Source organism: Paenibacillus sp. FSL H3-0469 (genome assembly GCF_038051945.1).
GTDB lineage: Bacteria > Bacillota > Bacilli > Paenibacillales > Paenibacillaceae > Paenibacillus_AQ.
This window is the reverse complement of the sequence record NZ_CP150302.1, coordinates 3,480,297-3,495,708: the sequence shown is the minus strand read 5'-3', so window position 1 is coordinate 3,495,708 and position 15,412 is coordinate 3,480,297. Positions and strand designations below refer to the sequence as shown.

Annotated in this window: 10 protein-coding genes and 1 other annotated feature; of the genes, 6 read left to right on the top strand and 4 right to left on the bottom strand. The window is 55.2% G+C overall.

Translation table 11 applies throughout. From position 1 onward, the window contains the following. Positions 1-44: 44 nt before the first annotated feature. From NSS83_RS15070 to NSS83_RS15060, 3 genes are all read left to right on the top strand, one after another. A complete protein-coding gene (locus NSS83_RS15070; protein ID WP_341183827.1) occupies positions 45-1,613 on the top strand; it encodes a tetratricopeptide repeat protein in 1,569 nt (522 codons plus the stop codon). Positions 1,614-1,685: 72 nt separating this feature from the next. Beyond that, positions 1,686-1,949, top strand: a binding site (T-box leader). Positions 1,950-2,026: 77 nt separating this feature from the next. Next, on the top strand, positions 2,027-3,742 hold the full coding sequence (locus tag NSS83_RS15065; RefSeq protein WP_341348529.1) for a glutamine--tRNA ligase/YqeY domain fusion protein: 1,716 nt from the start codon (positions 2,027-2,029) through the stop codon (positions 3,740-3,742). A gap of 447 nt (positions 3,743-4,189) precedes the next feature. Continuing rightward, positions 4,190-5,497 carry an Nramp family divalent metal transporter gene (locus NSS83_RS15060; protein ID WP_341348528.1) on the top strand — a complete coding sequence of 436 codons (1,308 nt, stop codon included), beginning with the start codon at positions 4,190-4,192 and terminating at the stop codon, positions 5,495-5,497. A 672-nt stretch (positions 5,498-6,169) separates the two neighbouring features. Here the strand turns inward: NSS83_RS15060 and NSS83_RS15055 are convergent. From NSS83_RS15055 to NSS83_RS15045, 3 genes are all read right to left on the bottom strand, one after another. Further along, positions 6,170-7,486 (bottom strand): ABC transporter substrate-binding protein, encoded by a 1,317-nt coding sequence (locus NSS83_RS15055; RefSeq protein WP_341183830.1) that lies wholly within the window; start codon positions 7,484-7,486, stop codon positions 6,170-6,172. 124 nt (positions 7,487-7,610) lie between these two features. After that, positions 7,611-8,447: a carbohydrate ABC transporter permease gene (locus NSS83_RS15050; protein ID WP_341183831.1), complete on the bottom strand. Its 837-nt coding sequence runs from the start codon at positions 8,445-8,447 to the stop codon at positions 7,611-7,613. Next, on the bottom strand, positions 8,447-9,337 hold the full coding sequence (locus NSS83_RS15045; protein ID WP_036730439.1) for a sugar ABC transporter permease: 891 nt from the start codon (positions 9,335-9,337) through the stop codon (positions 8,447-8,449). The genes NSS83_RS15050 and NSS83_RS15045 overlap by 1 nt, the downstream gene beginning before the upstream one ends. A 155-nt stretch (positions 9,338-9,492) precedes the next feature. Between NSS83_RS15045 and NSS83_RS15040 the strand changes: the two genes are divergently transcribed. The 3 genes from NSS83_RS15040 (at position 9,493) to NSS83_RS15030 (ending at position 14,087) form a co-directional block, all read left to right on the top strand. Continuing rightward, positions 9,493-11,319: a sensor histidine kinase gene (locus NSS83_RS15040; RefSeq protein WP_341183833.1), complete on the top strand. Its 1,827-nt coding sequence runs from the start codon at positions 9,493-9,495 to the stop codon at positions 11,317-11,319. Positions 11,320-11,394: 75 nt separating this feature from the next. After that, positions 11,395-12,975, top strand: a complete 1,581-nt coding sequence (locus NSS83_RS15035) for a response regulator (protein ID WP_341183834.1) — start codon at positions 11,395-11,397, stop codon at positions 12,973-12,975. Between the two features lie 107 nt (positions 12,976-13,082). Next, positions 13,083-14,087 (top strand): HD-GYP domain-containing protein, encoded by a 1,005-nt coding sequence (locus NSS83_RS15030; RefSeq protein ID WP_341183835.1) that lies wholly within the window; start codon positions 13,083-13,085, stop codon positions 14,085-14,087. Between the two features lie 7 nt (positions 14,088-14,094). On the opposite strand, the gene NSS83_RS15025 is transcribed toward NSS83_RS15030, so the two are convergent. Then, complete coding sequence (locus tag NSS83_RS15025; RefSeq protein ID WP_341183836.1) at positions 14,095-15,282, bottom strand: N-acetylmuramoyl-L-alanine amidase; 1,188 nt, start codon at positions 15,280-15,282, stop codon at positions 14,095-14,097. Positions 15,283-15,412 lie beyond the last annotated feature (130 nt).

The window sequence follows — 15,412 nt, the reverse complement described above, 5'->3', positions numbered from 1 at the left end:
CGGACAAAGATCCGTACGATAATCAGAGAGCAGGGTTAGAACCAATGACATTAAGTGGACAAGAACGCTACCGCTTCAGCGAAGCGCCTATATGGGAATTGCAGCGCACCTATTATGAACAGCTGGGCCTCCAGGCTTGGGCCAATGACCAGGTTCCGCAGTATATTACAAGCAATCCGATGATTGGAACGGCGTATGCGGAGATCATCTTCGGTTTTCTTCAGGACCGTGCACAGAAGGGATTCACTACAGAGCCGGTAGTGGTGCTGGAACTGGGTGCAGGAGTGGGGCGTCTGGCGTTCCATGTGCTCCAGCAGCTGTGTGAGCTAATCCAGTATGCGGGCGTGCTGCTGCCGCCGTTCCGTTACGTGATGAGCGATCTGCCGTGGAAGAACATTGAGGGCTGGCAGCAGCATGAGGGTCTGAAGCCTTTTGTAGAGCAGGGAATGCTTGACTTTGCCCGCTTCGATGCGGTCCGGGATACGGAACTCTCCTTAACGCAGAGCGGATTGGTGATTAAGCCCGGGGAGCTGGGGCAGCCGCTGATGGTGATCGCCAACTACTTCTTCGACAGTATCCCGCAGGAGCTGCTCTATGTGGATGAAGGCAAGATCTATGAATGCGAGGTCTCGCTGAAATATCCTGAGCAGTCCGCTACGATGGGGCCATCCGAGGTGCTTCGTGATCTGGTGCCGGAATACCATTACAAGCGCGCAGCGGGCTATGAAGACAGCTCGTATCCGTATCATGAAGTGATTTCCTTCTATCTGGACAAGCTGGAGGATTCACATGTGCTGTTCCCGGAGGCAGCTTTGTCCTGCATGGAGCGTCTGGGTGCACTGTCCCGGGGAAGCTTCCTGCTGCTCACTGCCGATAAGGGCGATCACCGGCTGGAGAACTGGGAGTTTATCGAGCCGCCGAAGCTGATGCACCACGGCAGCATCTCGCTTACGGCGAATTATCATGCGCTGGTGCATTATTTTGAGCGGAAGGGCGCACATTCCCAGTTCACACAGCATCATTATAAAAATCTCAATGTGGGCTGCATCCTGATGCTGGAGGAGCCGATGCTGCATCCGCATACCCGGCTGGCCTACCGGCGGTTTGTCGAGCGGTTCGGGCCGGATGATTTCTTCAGCCTGAAGGTATGGATCGACAAGAATTACGACACCATCGGCATGCAGCAGATTCTGGCCTTCTGGCGGCTGGGGGGATATGACGCGGAGCTGTTCATTCAGAGCGCCGAGCGCATCTCAGCGCTGCTGCCGGATGCCAGCGACGAGGAGCTGCTGGACCTTCAGCGGGGGATCGACCGGATGTGGAGGGGCTTCTACCCGATGCCGCAAAAGTATGATCTGGCGCTGGACTGCGGCCTGCTGCTGTTCGAGATGGAGCAGTACGGGGAATCCCGCCGTTTCCTGGAGCATTCGCTGGCGACAAGTAGGGAGGAGCCGATAATTACCGTGCTGTACTGCCTGGCAATCTGCAGCTATGAGCAGGAGGATGATGAAGCGGCGCTGGATTATACGCGCAGGTCCCTGCTGATCGAGCCGGAGCATGAGGAAGCGCTGGAGCTGCTGGCTGCATTGAGCCTGGACCCGGCAGACGCTTAGGCTGCTGCTCCCGGCAGCCCGGCGTAAGTACTTTACACCCGGCGTGAGATTTGATATTCTGTATCCAATAATTTAAACGCGATGACGAGAAGAGTACATTCAGGTTCTTCCCTCACAGAGAGCTCCGGCTGGTGTGAAGGAGCAGGGAGGACTGAATGGAAACAAGCCTCTGAGCGGCTTACCGGAACCAGGCAGCAGCCGGGGATGGTACGACAGGAGCTCCTGTTATAGAGCTAGAGTATAAGCCCTGCCGGACGGCAGCGCCGTACTTGATGAGATTAATATGGTGACATATTAATAAACCTGGGGTGGTACCGCGAGAATTTCGTCCCCAAGACCATACGTCTTGGAGGTGAGGTTCTTTTTTGTTGTCCGGGAAGGCAGTATACCACCCATTTACAGGAGGAGATCGAATGACTGACGATATTGTTAATACGAATGAACCGGCTCTGCCGGAGAATTATATGGATAAGCTGATTAGAGAGGATGTGGAGGCCGGAGTCTTCAGCCGGGAGATTTGCACCCGGTTTCCGCCGGAGCCCAACGGCTATCTGCATATCGGGAGTGCTTTTGCCATCCACACGAATATGGGGATCGCCCGTAAGTATGGCGGACGCTTCCATCTGCGCTTCGATGACACGAACCCGCTCAAGGAGGATATGGAATATGTGGAGGCGATCATCCGTGACCTTGAATGGCTCGGCTGCAGTCCGGGGGAACATATCTACTACGGCTCCGATTATTCGGAGGAAATCTACCGCAGGGCAGAGATGCTCATTCTGAAGGGCAAGGCCTATGTCTGTGATCTGACGGCAGCAGAGATAACGGCTTACCGGGGGACATTAACCGGGCCGGGGACAGATAGTCCTTACCGCAGCCGCACGCCGGAAGAGAACCTGCGGTTGTTCCGGGCGATGCGCAAGGGGGAATACCCGAGCGGGGCCAAAGTGCTGCGGGCGCGGATTGACATGGCTTCGCCGAACATGAATCTGCGTGATCCGGTGCTGTACCGGATTATTCATGCAGAGCATTACCGTACAGGCAGTGCCTGGTGTATCTATCCCATGTATGATTTCGCTCATCCGATTCAGGATGCGCTGGAAGGGGTGACGCATTCACTGTGCTCAATCGAGTTCAAGGATCACCGGCCGCTGTATGAGTGGGTGCTGCGGGAGCTGGAAATCCCGGAAGCCCCGAGGCAAAAAGAATTCGGCCGGGTGAACCTGACGGGAGTGGTCACCAGCAAGCGGTATCTCCGGGAGCTGGTTGCCGGGAACTATGTAGACGGCTGGGATGATCCGCGGCTGCCTACGCTCAGCGGGCTGCGCAGACGGGGATTCACGCCGGAGAGCATCAGGGATTTCGTCCGGGAGATCGGGATGGTCCGGAATACGGCCATGGTGGATTTCTCGCTGCTGGAGCATTGCCTGAGACAGGACCTTAAGGCCAGGGTGCCGGCTGTTATGGCTGTGCTTGACCCGCTGAAGGTCGTGCTTACCAATTACGCAGCCGGGGCCTCCGAGCTGCTTCCGATCCCTAACAATCCTGAGAATACCGGGATGGGTTCAAGAGAGGTGCCGTTCTCCGGCACGCTCTATATCGAGCGGGCCGATTTCATGGAGGTGCCTGTGAAGGGCTTCCGCAGATTGGTTCCAGGCGGCGAGGTGCGGCTTAAGGGCGGTTATATTATCCGCTGCCATGAGGTCATTAAGGATGCGCAGACAGGAGCCGTCCTCGAACTGCGGTGCAGCTACGACCCGGAGACCAAAAGCGGCGGTGCACTCAGCGGCCGGAAGGTGAAGGGAACCGTGCAATGGGTCTCCGCTGCTCATGCGCTGAAGAGTGACGTATACCTGTATGAGCAACTGCTGACGGATAACAACGGGCCGAAGGAGGAAGGCGAGAGCTGGGAGGAATACATCAATCCGGGTTCCGTAACTCTGCTTAAGGATTGCCTGCTGGAGCCGCTTGCGGGTAACCCTCAGCCCGGGGATACCTACCAGTTCCTGCGTCACGGCTATTTCTGCATCGACAGCAGGCATAGCACAGCTCAGAAGCTGGTGTTCAACCGAATCGTCCCGCTTAAGGACACCTGGAAGGGCAACGCAACACCATCAGCTGAAGCGTAATAAATACAAGACCTTTCTCACACATTCTGCGAACGCTGTACAGACTGGCTGCGCCAAGGCAATTTATTAAAAGCTTAAAGAGTTACACAATCAGCGATGCCCCTGTTATAGGAGCATCGCTGATTTGCGTGATGCGTCTGCCAAGCTGCCTGCACTTTGTACATTAGATTGCATTTGCACAAAGTACAATCACTCCAGCAGAGGAGTCAACTCGATAATGGGAGCGGGTAATAACATAAGGCATAAGCCTCACTTTATAGGGCTGAATCACATAATATGGGTGAAGGATTAGGCGTGCAGGCATAAGCTCAGGCAGCGTATGAAAACCCAGTGAAAATACATTTACAATTCTCATCTTGAGGATTATAATAAAAACAAATCAAATGTTGCACCAGGGAAACTTTCGTGTGTATAGACAACTTTTTCCGGGCAAGAGGAGGACAGAACATGATGGAGCAAAATACCGCAGTAGAATCATCCCCTATCCTAAAGGGTCATGCAGTTCATACTAACAAACATTCGGCACAATCGGTGCTTAACGGAGATGTCAAAGGACTGAAGAGACTTCTTCCTTTTCTGGGCCCGGCATTTATAGCTTCCGTAGCTTATCTGGACCCCGGCAATTTCGCCACTAATATTACCGCAGGCTCGAAATACGGGTATCTGCTGCTCTGGGTCATTTTCGCCTCGAATCTGATGGCCGTACTAATTCAATCCTTATCCGCCAAGCTTGGCATTGCTACCGGCAAGAATCTGCCTGAGATCGCGCGGGAGCAATTCCCGAAGGGCGTATCGATCTTCCTGTGGATTCAGAGTGAAATCGTCATTATCGCCACCGATCTTGCTGAATTCATCGGCGCGGCGCTCGGGCTTTATCTGTTATTCGGCATACCGATGCTTCCGGCTGCACTGATTACTGCTGTAGGGTCATTTGCCATTCTGGAGCTGCAGCGTCGCGGTTACCGCACGCTTGAGGCCGGAATCGCCGGTATGGTGATGATTGTTGTGCTGGCTTTTGCATTCCAGGTCATTATGGCGAAGCCGGATGCAGGCAGTGTCCTGACCGGAATGTTCACTCCCAGATTCGAAGGCGTGGACAGCGTGCTGTTGGCTGCCGGAATTCTCGGTGCAACGGTCATGCCCCATGCAATTTATCTGCATTCTTCGCTGACCCAGAGCCGTGTAATCGGAATTGATGAGCGTGAGAAGAAGCAGATCTTCCGGTTGGAATTCATCGACATTCTGATTGCTATGCTGATTGCCGGTGCAGTAAATATGGCTATGGTCATTGTAGCAGCCGCACTGTTCTTCAAGAACGGTCTGGTGGTCGAGGATTTGGATATCGCCTTCGGGCAGTTCCGCAATCTGGCGGGGCCTGTTACGGCAATCTCCTTCGGCCTCGCCCTGCTGATTGCAGGTCTGTCCAGCTCGTCGGTGGGCACAATGGCGGGTGATGTGGTTATGCAGGGATTCATTAATAAAAAGATCAATCTCTACCTACGCAGGGCGATCACCATCATTCCGCCGCTTGCCATCATCGCCTTAGGCGTTAATGCAACCAGCGCACTGGTCATGAGCCAGGTTGTCCTTTCCTTCGGGATTGCCTTCGCCCTGATTCCGCTCGTCATCTTCACCAGTAACCGCCGGATCATGCAGGGGCTGGTGAACCACCGGATCACCACCATCCTCGGCTGGATCATCTCCGCCCTGGTGGTCGCGTTGAACCTGTTCCTGGTAGTGGAGATGTTTGTGTAAGCTGTGCAGGGAATTGATTATTTGAAGTGTGGGCCCTATGCTCCACGGCCAGTAACATTTATAGAGGAATCCTGCAAGATGTGCAACAATACTGCCCCATAGAAGCGACTTATGCTGAAATCCTGCATGAAATGCAACAAATTCAGCGCTAACTTGCTATAAACACCAGAATTCCTGCAAAAGATGCAACAATCTACCGTAGCCCGTAACTTTTTTAGAGGAATCCTGCAAAATGTGCAACAATGCGATCCATACAAGCGATCCGTGAGCGGAAAGTCTCGGAATTGGCGAGAGATAGGTGGAGCACCTCCAGGAAAGGAAGAAGCTACATTGGATGCCACGTACAGTTCACCTGAACCCGCCGGAGGTGGGAGGCGAACGTAAATGAAGAGCAGATGTGCATTTGAATTAGAGTTTGTAACTCCCACTCTTAAACAGCGGAGCGGGCGGAATGACCCGCGGAGAAGCGGAGCGTTCGCCTTTGTATCCGGATTTTCACCGATTAGGGGAATGAAAAAAATCTGGATATAAGAGCGATTGGAACAACATTCCGTTTGCGGAGCGTGCTTACCAGGCGTCGTACGTAAATCATGCGCATAACAAAAGAGGTGTCTCATTTGCCGTTTGCCGGCTTCTGGGACACCTCTTTTCTGTTAAAGGATCAGCCAGCTGCTATTGCTTCACAATATCCTGCACTGCTTTGTCCAGCTTCTCCAGCAGCTGGTCATGGTTCAGCTGGCCGCCGAGGTATTCCTGCATGGCTGCACCGAAGCCCTGGGTGACGCCGTCAGGGAACATATCCCAGTTCCAGCCCAGCGCGTTCCCGGATTTCTCCTGCACGGCAACGGCGACCTGGCCGATATCGGCGGCGTCTGCGGTGATGTTCGCTTCCGCCGGGATGAACTTGAATTCCTTGGTCAGATACTTCTGGCCCGTTTCCGAGCTGACCATCCAGTTCAGGAAGGCCTTGGCTTCCTCCGGATGTGCGGATTTGCTGTTCACGATATAGTTGTTAGGCACGCCTACCAGGATGGTGCCTTCTTCGCCGTTAATCGGGAGCGGGAGGAGGCCCAGGTTCAGGGCCGGATCGATTTTGTCGATATCGCCTTGTGTCCAGTTCCCTTGCAGCATCATGGCAGCTTTACCGGAGGCGAATTCAGCCACCTGAGTCGCATAATCGGTAGTCATTTTGTTGTCCTGGGCATTGTCGAAGATCACATCTACGAGATCCAGCCATTGCTTGAAGATAGCATTGCCCTTGATGGTCTGTGTGCCCGCCTTCACATCGTCTATGAACTGCTTCGGATCAGGCTGGTGCGCCATTCCTACGTTCACGAGGTGAATCCCCATCGACCACCACTCATTGGTGGCTTCAAACGGTGTGATGCCAGCAGTCTTCAGCTTGGCTACAGCGTCCTTGAGCTGCGGGAGCGTCTTGGGCTCTTCCGTTATGCCGGCTTTGGCGAACAGATCCTTGTTGTAGATCAGCCCGTAGCCTTCTACATTCATAGGCATGCCATAAAGCTTGCCGTCTACGGTTGCCGGTGTCTTGGCGGTCGGGATCAGCTGGGTGGCCCAAGGCTCATTGCTCAGGTCAGTGGCGCGGTCCATATAAGGAACAAGGGCTGTATACCCCCCGTTATTGAAAATCTCAGGCTCAGAGCCGGAAGCGATCTCCGCCTTCAGCAGTGCGCCGTAATCCTCACCGCCGCCGTGCGTTTCGACCTCCACCTTCACGCCTGTCTCCTTCTCATATTCTTCGGCGAGTGCATTCAGCTGCTCGGCAATCTCCACCTTGAACTGGAACATCTTGATCGTAACATCCTTGGCAGGCGCTTTGCTGGCTTCCGGTGCTGCAGATTCGGTTGACGCGTTAGGAGCAATAGTGGCGCTTCCATTGCCTGCGGAATTCGTATTGCCGCTGTTCCCGCAACCTGCGATAATGAGGGTGCAAACGGTTGCCATGATGAACGCGAACTTTCTTTTCATAGAATAACCTCCCTGGTCTGTGGTTCCTGCTCTTAGAGCGTAATGGAATTGATAGATGACTTACACTTCATATGTTGCTCGAAAAAGTGGATATTATTGCTGCAAAGGAAAGCCGATCCTAAGATCATCCCTTAATGGAGCCTGCCGTCACGCCTTCCACAATATAACGCTGGAGCGACAGGAAGAACAAGAGAATTGGCGTAATCGCCATGACGAGACCGGCAAGAGCCAGATCCCACTTCTTGGTGTACTGTCCGAAGAACTTGGTCACAGCTACGGGCAGGGTCGTCAGATCCTTATTCCCGCCGATCACCAGGACAGGCAGCAGATAGTCATTCCAGATCCATAGCGTATTCAGGATAATGACGGTTACAATAATCGGCAGCAGCAGCGGGAAGACGATCCGGAAGAACACGCCGTACGGATTCGAGCCGTCCACCCGCGCGGCTTCCTCCAGCTCCAGCGGCACCGTCTTAATGAACCCGTGGAACAGGAAGACCGACAGCGGCATCCCGAAGCCGAGATAACAGGCCACAATGCCGTACAGCTCGCCGCGCAGCTCCAGCAGGCTGGTCACCCGGACTAATTGCAGCATGAGCGACTGGAACGGAATGATCATCGCCGAGACCAGCAGCAGGAACACGAAGGAATTGAAGCGTGTCGGCTTGCGCACAATCTGGTAAGCGGCCATCGAGCTGAACAGGACGATGAAGATTACACTTAGAATCGTAATGGTCAGAGAGTTGAAGAAGGCCTGCGGGAAGTTAATGGCATCCCAGACCTTGGAATAGTTACTCCAGTGGAACACCTGCGGCCAGGAAGCGGCATCGATCAGGATGTCCTTCAGCCCCTTAACCGAGTTGCTCAGGACCAGATAGAACGGTGACAGAAAGACAATAGCCAGCAGAATGGCGGCAATTTCGAGGAGGAAGTTGCCCGGGCGGTAGCGGCTGCTGTTCATTAGGCGGACACCTCTTTTCGTTTGGTTAGCCAGACCTGGGTAACGGTGATCAGGGAGACGGCGGCGAAGAAGAGCAGCGCTTTGGCTGTCCCCAGGCCATACCGGTTGTTGATGAGTGCCTCCGCATAAATGTTATAGGCCAGCGACTGGGTCGAGGTGCCCGGCCCGCCTTTGGTCAGCGACAGGTTGAGGTCGAACATTTTGAAGGCATTGGAGGTCGTCAGGAACAGGCAGATGGTGATCGCCGGCATAATCAGCGGGATGTAGACGCTCTTGAACAGCTGCGGAGCGCGGGCACCGTCTATGCGGGCGGCTTCGATGAGATCCTTGGGAATCCCGGCCAACCCGGCGATATAGATGACCATCATATAACCGGCTGTCTGCCAGACGAACACGATAACCAGACCCCAGAACCCGGTACTTGGCGTGCCCAGCCAGGGCAGTTGAAAGAATGAAATCCCGGTCAGCTCGCCGATTGTAGCGAAGCCTTTGGTGAAGATGAACTGCCAGATGTAGCCGAGCAGAATGCCGCCGATCACATTGGGCATGAAAAAGACGGTACGGAGCAGCTTCTTCGTCTTCAGCGTCGTCATTAGAATGAAGGCCAGCAGCAGCGCAAGCACATTGGCAGCCACAACCGAGATCACGGTGAAGCGCAGGGTGAAGACCAGGGACTCCCAGAACTTATCGTCATTCATGAAAATACGTTTCCAGTTGGCCGCGCCGGTCCAGACCGCTTTGTCCAGATCCAGCCCGTTCCAGTCGGTGGAGGAGTAGTAGAAGCCGAGGAAGAACGGGGTGACCACAATGGTCAGGAAAAAGAGCAGACAGGGGCCGAGAAATACGATTTGCTGTCCCCAGCCGCGCTGTATACCTAGAGTTTTTCTCATATGGACTCTCCTTTGGGTAAGTTTGGGTAAGCTATCTACGGGTTCACAGCTTGATTATAGAAAGCCCGGGCCACCGCCAACACTCCATTTCATGCCGGAAAAAGTGGATTATATTGCAGGCCATACGGCCCACACAACTTCTAGGAGGTTCCCCCATGTTCAAGAACAGCATCCGGACACGGCTGATGGCCTTAGTGCTGCTGGCATCAGTGATCCCGTCAGGCATCTCTGTGACCTTCTCTTATCTCTATACGAGGCAGTCGGTTACAGACCAGTCCGTGAAGCAGAATACGAAGCTGCTGACGCTGGGGGAGGCGAATCTGCGGAGTTATTTCAGCGGCATGAACCAGCAGGCGATGTCGCTTTACAGCGGGATCAATGTTCCCAGCTCCTTCTACACCACTCTGCTTACCGCCAAAAGCCCCGCCCAGGCCCCGCCCGGCACCATACTGCCGGACACCCGGGCGATCATCTCCACCCAGCTGTACAATCTGTTTCTCTCCGACCGCAATACGTATCAGATTCATCTGTATGTGAGGGCCGCCAGGCAGTCCAATCTGCTGCTTAAGGGATTTTTCCGCCGTGAGGATAATGCAGACTATGCCGCCAAGGGGCAAGCTGGAGGGACTTACCGCCCGTATCTCGAAGTGACGCATATGGATCATCAATACGGAGTGAAGTCCGGTTTCCCCAATCTGAAGCCGGGGAGCGTGCCGGTCTTTACGGCCCATTTCCCCATCTACCGGACCCCCAGTGACAGTGTACTGGCAGATTTGTCGATCGATTATACGCTGGGGGAGCTGGAGGGGATTGTGGAGTCGATGTACACCTCGGACACTGAGCGCCTGTATGTGCTGAATGAGCAAGGCGAGGCGCTGTTCGCCTCCGATCCGGACTGGATCGGGAAGCCGGTCGCAGCGGGCTGGAGCCGTCTCCCCGCAGAGCAGGACAGCGGGCATTTCGCCTGGAAGAAGGATGGCTTCCAGGGGATCGTAATGTTCAAGCAGATCAAGGCCCCTTTGTTCAGCGGAAGCATTATCAAGCTGGTGCCCTATGAGGATCTCTACACAGACGCAAGGGTGATTACCCGGTTCAATATGGGCATCGGGCTGCTGTTCCTGCTGATCGGGGGCATCAGTGCCGTGCTGATCTCCATTGGCTTCACCCGTCCGATCAAGAAGCTGATTCACTTCACGCAGAAGGTGCAGACCGGCCAGCTGGATGCGCATATGGATGCCGAGCGGGAGGACGAGTTCGGGCTCCTCACCCGCAAGATCACCGGCATGACCCGCACGATCAATGAGCTGATCGTTAAGGAGTACCGGCTGGAGCTGGCGAACAAGACGAATCAGCTGAAGGCGCTACAGGCCCAGGTGAACCCGCATTTTCTCTACAATGCGCTGCAATCGATCGCCAGCCTGTCCTTGCGCTATAATGCGCCGAAGGTATATGATCTCATCTATTCCCTGGGCAGCATGATGCGTTATTCGATGAATACCGAGCGGACCCAGGTGCCGCTGCGGGATGAGATTGAGCATGTGCAGAACTATATGATTCTCCAGACGGAGCGGTTCGGCGAAGAGAATCTGCAGCTGGAGGTTCAGGCGGGGCCAGAGGCTCTGGAGCTGATCCTGCCGAAGATGATCCTGCAGCCGATTGTGGAGAATATCTTCAAGCATGCCTTCGCTGACGGCATAAGCGGGGGGTTGATCCAGATCGAGTGCAGGCTGGAAGGAGCGGCCAGGCTGGTGCTTGCCGTGAAGGATAACGGCCGGGGCATGAGCCCGGAGCGGCTGGAGGAGATTACGGCCTGTCTCAGAGGCAGCAGCCAGCAAGGCCAGGAGGAGATCGGCCTGTACAATGTGCTGGCCCGTCTGCGGCTCCAGTTCGGCAGCGCAGCGGAGATGCAGCTTAAGAATAATGAAGACGGCCAGGGGCTTACCGTTACGCTGATTATTCCGCTGGAGGTGATAGACGGTTAATTTGGGCTTTTGCCCAGTGAAGCTCACAGCATAAATGTTTAATAGGATAAATGATCCTTAGAAGGAGCGGCTGAGATGAAGGTGCTGATTGTAGATGATGAGAAGCATGTGCGGGAGGCCATCCGTTATTTTGTTCCGTGGGACAGCTATAACATCTCCGGGATCTATGAGGCGACCAACGGGCAGGAGGCGACACGGATCATGCAGGAGCATCAGCCGGCTGTCGTGTTCACGGATATGCGGATGCCGCTGATGGACGGGGCGGAGCTGCTGGAATGGCTGCACCGGCATTATCCGCATACGAAGACGATTGTCATCAGCGGGTATCAGGATTTCAATTACGTCAAGCCGGCCATCGTATACGGCGGTACGGATTATCTGCTGAAGCCGCTGAACAGCAAGCAGCTGATTGCCTCTGCGGAGCATGCCTTCAAGCTGTGGATGGAGGAGGAGGCGGAACGGAAGCGGCGCCAGCGCCAGAACATGCAGCTCAACGCGCTGCGTCCGCTCTACTGGGACAAAATGCTGTCCGATCTGGTGAGCGGACAGGCCTCGTTCCATGAGCTGAAGCTGTCCCTCTGTGAAGAGCTGGGGATGCCGATTGGGGCGCAGGAGTGCAGAATCGCCGTAATCCCGCTGCAAGCTGCAGACTGCCATCTGCTGCGGAGATTCCGCGGGGATGTGGCCTTGACGGCCTTCGTGCTGGCTAATGTCTGCAATGAAGTGATGGCCGCAGACCAGAGCGGCTATGCCTTCCGCAACTGGCAGGGCGGAGGAGAGCTTGTAGTTCTGCTGTGGAGTGCGGTAACGCAGGCGGAGGAGATGCTTAACCGGATGAATGAAGCCATCCGCCAGACGTTTGGCGTTCAGCTGGATATCGGGCTTAGTCCGCTGAACCCGTTGCCGGAGGGGCTGCGGTCTGCTTTTGAACAGGCAGGCCAGGCGCTTGCGGAGCGGAATCTATTGCAGCGGGACGGGCGAATCCATCCCTTCAGAGGTTACGGGGACGGGAGTAGACCTACAAACGACTACGGCCTGGAGGAACGGCTGGATAAGCTTAGAATCGCCGTATTGTCCGGCGATCTGGAGCGGATGGAGCGGGTGGTCGAGGAGTGGGCCGGGCATCTGGCCGGGCTGCCGCTGCTCACGGAGCGCGTTCTGCTCCAGCAGCAGACGGAGATTCTGGAGGTTCTGAAGCGCTGGAGGCCGGAGGAGGAGCTCAGCCTGGAGCACTGTTATGACGCCGAGGGGCTGTTCTCGGTGGAGAACTGGCAGTTCCGGCTGAAATCGCTGCTGCACCGCTTATCCAAGAGCAGCCCGCAAGCGCCGGACAGCCGGCTCGTCCAGGAGATCAGGGAGTACCTGGACCGGAACTATGCGCAGGAGATGACGCTGCAGCATATTGCGGAACGCTTTTTCATCAGCAGGGAGAATGTGTCGCGCAAATTCAAGCAGGTCACGGGGGAGAATCTGTCGGATTATCTGACCGGCCTCCGGGTGGAGAAGGCGAAGGCGCTGCTCCAGAATACGAATCTGCGGCTGTCGCAGATCGCGGAGCTGGTGGGCTATGAGGATGAGAAGTATTTCAGCCGTGTTTTCAAGAAAACCGCCGGCCTCACGCCAAGAGAATACCGCAAGCAGGAAGAAGAAGCCTGAGTATGTAAGGTTTACGGTCTACCTTTCAGCTTTTCCCGGTCTGCAACCGATAATAGCTATATGGGCAATGAATACATAGCTGCGGTTATAGGGGAGAGCTGGATAATATGGACAATGATCTGGGAAGAACGATTAAGAATGACCTGATTAATGCCTATGGAGTGACTGTAATTCCGGCGGGAAGCAGACTGAATGCCGAGCATCTGGAGCTAATCCGCAAACAAAAAATCGACAGATTCGACATCCTTTTTGCAGATGAGGCTGACCAGGCGCCCTCCTACCAAAAGATGGTCAACAGTACAGTGGACCTGTCCAAGGAATTATTCGAATCTTACCGAATCTCCCGCAAAATCCCGCTGGCGGATATCCGCAAGGAGGTGCTTCCGGTCATTCAGGAAATCTCGCGCAACCCGGATATCTTCGCCTTGTTCCATTCGGTGCAGGGGAAGGATGATTATACATATGAGCACAATGTCGGCGTTGCGGTGCTCTCTACCCTGATCGGCAGATGGCTGGAGATGAGTGAAGCGGAGCTGTCCGTGCTCTCTATGGCTGCAACTCTGCATGACATCGGCAAGCTGAAGATTCCCTCAGAGCTGCTGAATAAGCCCGGCAAGCTGACGGACGAGGAATACGCTCAGGTGAAGAAGCACACGGTCTACGGCTACGAGATTCTCAAAGAAACCGCCGGAGCCAATTCACGCATTGCCCTGGTGGCGCTTCAGCATCATGAGCGAAATGACGGCAAAGGGTATCCGCTGGGGCTGAAGGACGAACAGATCGATCCGTACAGCAAAATAGTGGCCGTGGCCGATATTTTTCATGCGATGTCCAGCAAGCGCCCGTATCATGAACCGACGCCGTTCCATATGATTGTGGATCAGATGAGAAGAGGCAGCTTCGGCGCGCTGGACCCGCATATTGTAACCGTTTTTCTGGAAAATATCGTGAAGCGGTCGGTCGGGCGTGAAGTGGTCCTAACCGATGGCCGGGTCGGCGAGATTGTCTACCTGAACCCGCATGACATCGAGACTCCGCTGATCCGCATCGGGGATGAATATATTGATCTCAGCAAAAGAACGGAGCTTAATATCCGGGAGATCAGCCTCTGATTCCGATCTACTTGCTGAAATAATCGGCCACTCCCTCAGCGACTGCCTGAGCTGCCTTGCGCTGATAAGCCGCCTTGCGTACAATCGATTCGTCGTACGGGTTCGACAGGAAGCCCAGCTCTACAAGAGTGGCCGGCAGCGGATTCTCCCGCAGAATATGGTAGTCGCCGAAGGAGAGGCCGTTGCTGCGCAGACCGATGCCCTCACCCAGCCGGGTCTCCACCGCCCGGGCCAGCCGCAGATCATTCTGCTGCGAATAGAAGAAGGTCAGCGTGCCGGAGACATTTTTCGGCGATGAATTATAATGAATGCTGACAAAAGCGTCCGCACCGAGCGCCCGCCCGAGCTGCACCCGCTGGGAGAGCGCAGGCTTCTGGTCCCCGCGGGTCCGGGTCATCTCCACTCTGGCTCCCTTGGCGGTCAGATAATCCCGCAGGTAGAGGGAGGTCTGGAGCGTCAGATCCTTCTCCATCGTGTCATAGGTTGTCCCGAGCATGCCGGGATCGGTGCCGCCGTGGCCGGGGTCCACGATGATCAGCTTGCCCCGGATACTGCCGGATTTCCGTACCACACTCGGAGTCTGGCTATTTGAGCTGACCGTGCTTGCACTGCGGACGGTTCCGCCTGACAGATAGCCGGAGGATACCCAGCCGACCGTTCCTCCGGCGGTGCGGACCCGCGACCACTCTCCCTGACGGAGCAGGAGCGTCACCTTGTTGCCGGATTGCAGGGAGCCGACCACCTCATAACCGGTTCCCGGCCCGCTGCGGATACGCAGGGAAGACGCGGTCACGACAGCCGTTCCGCTGGAGGCCGAGGTGGTCTTGACTGCCGCCTTGGCCGATGCCTTGGAGGCGGCGGAGCTGGAAGAGGTGCTGGCGGAAGTAGTACTAGTGGAGGAGCTTCCGCTGGTACGCTTCAGATAATAACCGGCTACCCAGCCGGAGACAGAGCCGGCCCTGACCTTGAGCCAGCCATGCTGCTCTTCAGTGACGGTAACGGTGGCTCCGGCAGCCAGAGAGCCTGTGACGGCGGCGCTTGCAGCAGGCTCACTGCGTACATTCAGCGAGCTGGCGTACACTTTGGCGGTATAAGCAGTTGCAGCATAAGCGGTAGAAGACGGCAGAACAGGTGCCAGTATGGATGAAGTCAGCAGACAGGCTGACAGAACTGCGGTATGTATTTTTTGTCGCATACAAATAAAGCCCCATTTCCCCTAGAGATAACATTCTATTACCCGTTTCATCGGCCGGAGAATACCGAAAAATTAAAATTGAAGATAAATACCTACTCCAACTACTGCTAACAACGATGTTAATTATATT

Coding starts and splice junctions, on each gene's coding strand:
- NSS83_RS15050 (WP_341183831.1), bottom strand. CDS start 8,447: ATGAACAGCAGCCGCTACCGCCCGGGCAACTTCCTCCTCGAAATTGCC.
- NSS83_RS15025 (WP_341183836.1), bottom strand. CDS start 15,282: ATGCGACAAAAAATACATACCGCAGTTCTGTCAGCCTGTCTGCTGACT.
- NSS83_RS15040 (WP_341183833.1), top strand. CDS start 9,493: ATGTTCAAGAACAGCATCCGGACACGGCTGATGGCCTTAGTGCTGCTG.
- NSS83_RS15065 (WP_341348529.1), top strand. CDS start 2,027: ATGACTGACGATATTGTTAATACGAATGAACCGGCTCTGCCGGAGAAT.
- NSS83_RS15055 (WP_341183830.1), bottom strand. CDS start 7,486: ATGAAAAGAAAGTTCGCGTTCATCATGGCAACCGTTTGCACCCTCATT.
- NSS83_RS15045 (WP_036730439.1), bottom strand. CDS start 9,337: ATGAGAAAAACTCTAGGTATACAGCGCGGCTGGGGACAGCAAATCGTA.
- NSS83_RS15070 (WP_341183827.1), top strand. CDS start 45: ATGACATTAAGTGGACAAGAACGCTACCGCTTCAGCGAAGCGCCTATA.
- NSS83_RS15035 (WP_341183834.1), top strand. CDS start 11,395: ATGAAGGTGCTGATTGTAGATGATGAGAAGCATGTGCGGGAGGCCATC.
- NSS83_RS15030 (WP_341183835.1), top strand. CDS start 13,083: ATGGACAATGATCTGGGAAGAACGATTAAGAATGACCTGATTAATGCC.
- NSS83_RS15060 (WP_341348528.1), top strand. CDS start 4,190: ATGATGGAGCAAAATACCGCAGTAGAATCATCCCCTATCCTAAAGGGT.